Raw genomic sequence first — 3,969 nt, forward strand, 5'->3', positions numbered from 1 at the left:
GGACACCGCCGCACAGCCTGCCGAAGCGATCTCAGCCTGCTCAGCTGCTCGGTGATCGCAGCCTGCTCAGGTGCTCACTCCGGTCGGGTGAGCACCTCGGCAGGCTGTGCGCACTCCGGCAGGCTCGGACACCGCCGCACAGGCTGCCGAAGTGATCCCAGCCTGCTCAGGTGCTCATGCGGGGTGGAGACGACGGTGGGCGCCGGCCCCCCCGGGCCGGCGGCCCCAGTCTCTCCCCTCGGCCCCGGAGACGCCACGAGGGGCGCCTCCCTGACGGGAGACGCCCCTCGCATGCGCACTGACCGGGAGCAGCCGATCAGACGTCGTAGTAGAGCTCGTACTCGAACGGGTGCGGACGGGCCGCGAGCGGCTTGATCTCCTTCTCCCGCTTGTAGTCGAGCCACGTCTCGATGACCTCGGGCGTGAAGACGTTGCCCGCGGTCAGGTAGTCGTGGTCCTCCTCGAGCGCGTCGAGCACCTTGTCGAGCGAGCCCGGCACCTGCGGGATGAGCTTCGCCTCCTCCGGGGGCAGCTCGTACAGGTCCTTGTCGACCGGCTCGTGCGGCTCGATGCGGTTCTGGATGCCGTCGATGCCGGCCATCAGCTGCGCTGCGAACGCCAGGTACGGGTTGCCGGAGGCGTCGGGCGCGCGGAACTCGATGCGCTTCGCCTTCGGGTTCGTGCCGGTGATCGGGATGCGGATCGCCGCGGAGCGGTTGCCGGCCGAGTACACGAGGTTCACGGGCGCCTCGTAGCCCGGGACGAGCCGGTGGTACGAGTTCGTCGTCGGGTTCGTGAACGCGAGCAGGGACGGCGCGTGCTTCAGGATGCCGCCGATGTACCAGCGGGCGATGTCGGACAGGCCCCCGTAGCCGGCCTCGTCGTAGAACAGCGGCTGGCCGCCGTTCCAGAGCGACTGGTGGGTGTGCATGCCCGAGCCGTTGTCGCCGAAGAGCGGCTTCGGCATGAACGTCGCCGTCTTGCCCCACTGCCTCGCCGTGTTCTTGACGATGTACTTGAACTTCAGGATGTCGTCGGCCGCGTGCACGAGCGTGTCGAAGCGGTAGTTGATCTCGCCCTGGCCGGCGGTGCCGACCTCGTGGTGCGCGCGCTCGAGGATGAGGCCCGCGTCGCTGAGCTTCAGCGAGATGTCGTCGCGCAGGTCGGCGTGCTGGTCGACGGGGGACACCGGGAAGTAGCCGCCCTTGTAGGGCGTCTTGTTCCCGAGGTTGCCGCCGATCTCCTCCCGGCCCGAGTTCCAGGCCGCCTCGGAGGAGTCGACCTTGTAGAAGCTCGAGCCCTGGGCGACCTCGTAGCGGACCTCGTCGAAGATGTAGAACTCGGCCTCCGGCGCGAAGAACGCCGTGTCGGCGATGCCCGTCGTGGCGATGTACTTCTCCGCCTTGTGGGCGATCTGCCGCGGGTCCTTCGCGTAGATCTCGCCGTTCCGCGGGTTGTAGATGTCGAACACCATGATCAGGGTGCGCTCGACGCGGAAGGGGTCGATGTAGGCCGTCGACACGTCAGGGATGAGCTGCATGTCGGACTCGTGGATGTTCGCGAACCCTCGGATCGAGGAGCCGTCGAAGAGCTGGCCGACGGAGAAGAACTCCTCGTCGACGGTCGACGCCGGGATGTTGAAGTGCTGCTGCACGCCCGGGAGGTCGGTGAACCGGATGTCGAGGAACTTGACGTCCGTGTCCTTGATGAACTTGATGACCTCGGATGAGTCGGTGAACTTGGGAGTGGGCATGCCGGTCGGATCTCCTGCGCCTGGTCCTTGGGATGGCTGCGCTTGCAGTCCGGACCAACCTATTGGGGTGCGCATTACCGTCACGTCACCGGTTCGTTTCGTGGGTGTTACACGACCCTCGGACCGCCCGCGACGGCGGGATCGCTGAGCACCACGAAGCGGCCGCGCAGCCACGGGCAGCGGGCGGTCGGACGGGGGGCGACCGGCGCGGCGACGGGTCGGACACGGAAGGAAGCGCCCCGGCTCCGTGCCGATACGCCATCGCCGGTGCGGTCAGCGGCGGACGGGCCGCGTCCTCGTCGGGTCGACGCCCTTCGGCACCGGCACGCCGCCCGCGAGCGACTCGAGCCGGTTGCTGACCGCCAGGACCTCCGCGCGGGTCAGCTTGCCCTTCAGCCTGCCGAGCCGGCGGTTGATCTGGCCGAGCCGGATCGAATCCTCGTCGGGGCCGACCCTGAGCACGGAGACGGGCACGTTCGGGGCGACACGGGCGACCTTGCGGCGCTCCTCGTCGACGAGGCGCTGCGTGCGGCCCTTCGGACCCTCCGCGATGAGCACGACGCCCGGACGACCGACGGCGCGGTACACCGCGTCCCGCGTGCGCGGGTTCACCGCGACCGGGATCTCGCTGCCGCGCCAGCCCCGCCGGAGGGTCGCGCGCAGCACGGCGCCGACCGCGCCCTGCTGCCCCTCCATGCGCGCGTACGCGGCCCGCTCGGCGCGCTGGTTCATCACGATGATCGCCGCGAGCGCGCCGGCGACGACGCCGAGCACGATCCAGAGGACGACACCCAGCACGGTGCCGCCGATGAGCACCGCGAGCACGATGCCGATGAGGAGCGGGACGAGGAAGGCGAGGACCATCCACGGGACGAGGGTGGAGTCCGCCTTCCTGGTCATCTGGAAGACGTCGAGCAGCTGCTTGATGCGGCCCGGCTCCCTGGCCGGGCGGCCGGTGGATCGGGCCATGAGAGCAGCGTATCCGCTCCTCCACAGGCTGCGTCGGCTCGCCGGCGCGCGCGGCGCGGCATGCTGCACGGCCATGACCCCGCCGGAGCACGCCCAGACGATCGAGCTGCGACTGCGACCGGATCGCACTCGCCGCCTGGAGGCGCTCCTGGTCGGCGCCGGGCCGCACCTCGAGCCGGTCCTCGATGGGGGCAGGGCGACGAACGGCGACCTGCTGGTGGTGCTCCCCGCTCCCGCGGCGCGACTGCCCGAGCTGCTGGAGGCACCTGGAGGGCTCACCGCGGGGGAGGCGGTGACGGTGCTGGTGCCGCTCGCGGGCGCGCTGGACCGGATGCACGAGGCGGGGGTCGCGCACGGTGGGGTGCGCGCCGCCGCGGTCGTGCTCGACGCGGACGGCAGCCCGTCCTGGACGGCGCCCGTCGCGCCCGCGCTGCGCCGAGCCGTCGGCCCGGCGGCCTTCGCCGACCGCGTGCGCGAGGACCGGGAGGCGTTCCGGGCGCTGTGCACGGCGCTGCTCGGGCCCGCGGCGGTGCCGGCGGCCGACGACCTGCCCGCGCTCGCGGCCGGGCTGTTCGCGGTCGCGTCGCCCGAGCCCGTGCGGCTCGACAGGGCGCCGGTCGCGGTGGCCTCGGGCACCCCCTCCCGCCTCCTGCCCGCCGCGCCCGGGCCCGCAGCTGTACCGCCCGTGGACCGGGGGTCACCCGCGCGGCGTGCGCTGCGCCGGCTCCGGGCGGCCGAGGTCCGGCCGCGGGTGTGGATCGGGACGGGCGCCGTCCTGGTCCTGCTCGTCGTCGCCGTCGTGCTGCTGCCGTCCGGCGGGGGCGCGCCCGCGGCCGTGCCGCCTGCGGCCGACCGGAGCCGCTCCGCCGCCGCCTCGCCCCGGTCCGCGCCCGGGCCGGTCGCGCCGCGCACGGCCGGGCCCGTCGACGCCGTCGCGGCGCTGCTCGCCGAGCGGGACCGGTGCCTGACGGCGATGAGCCCGTCGTGTCTCCGGCGTGTGGACGCGGTCGGTTCGCCGGTGCTCGACGCGGACCTCCGGGCGGTCGCGGCCGGCACCGACGCGGCGCGGGTCGACCGTCGTCGGCTCGAGGTCACCGCGTCGGGCGGCACCGCCCTCGCGGTCGCCGGGCGCGGCACGGTCCTCGCGATCCGGGACGGGAACGAGTGGAGGGGGGGGCCGGGGGGGGGCGGGGGCCGCCCCCCCCCGCGGGCGCGGCGGTGGGCGAGCCCCACCCCACAAGGCCCCC

General features: G+C 73.1%; 3 protein-coding genes. 1 reads left to right on the plus strand and 2 read right to left on the minus strand.

Annotated elements, in window-relative coordinates:
* Positions 1-316: 316 nt before the first annotated feature.
* A complete protein-coding gene (glnA, locus tag ACTHLI_RS13985) occupies positions 317-1,753 on the minus strand; it encodes a type I glutamate--ammonia ligase (RefSeq protein ID WP_440184862.1) in 1,437 nt (478 codons plus the stop codon).
* A 273-nt stretch (positions 1,754-2,026) separates the two neighbouring features.
* The gene (locus ACTHLI_RS13990) at positions 2,027-2,722 is read right to left on the minus strand and encodes a DUF4191 domain-containing protein (RefSeq protein ID WP_440184865.1); all 696 of its coding nucleotides are present in this window, start codon (positions 2,720-2,722) and stop codon (positions 2,027-2,029) included.
* Positions 2,723-2,795: 73 nt separating this feature from the next.
* On the opposite strand from ACTHLI_RS13990, the gene ACTHLI_RS13995 reads away from it, so the two are divergent.
* Positions 2,796-3,969: hypothetical protein (locus ACTHLI_RS13995; protein WP_440184867.1), on the plus strand; the 1,174-nt coding region annotated here is incomplete at its 3' end.

Source organism: Amnibacterium sp. (assembly GCF_051956055.1).
GTDB lineage: Bacteria > Actinomycetota > Actinomycetes > Actinomycetales > Microbacteriaceae > Amnibacterium.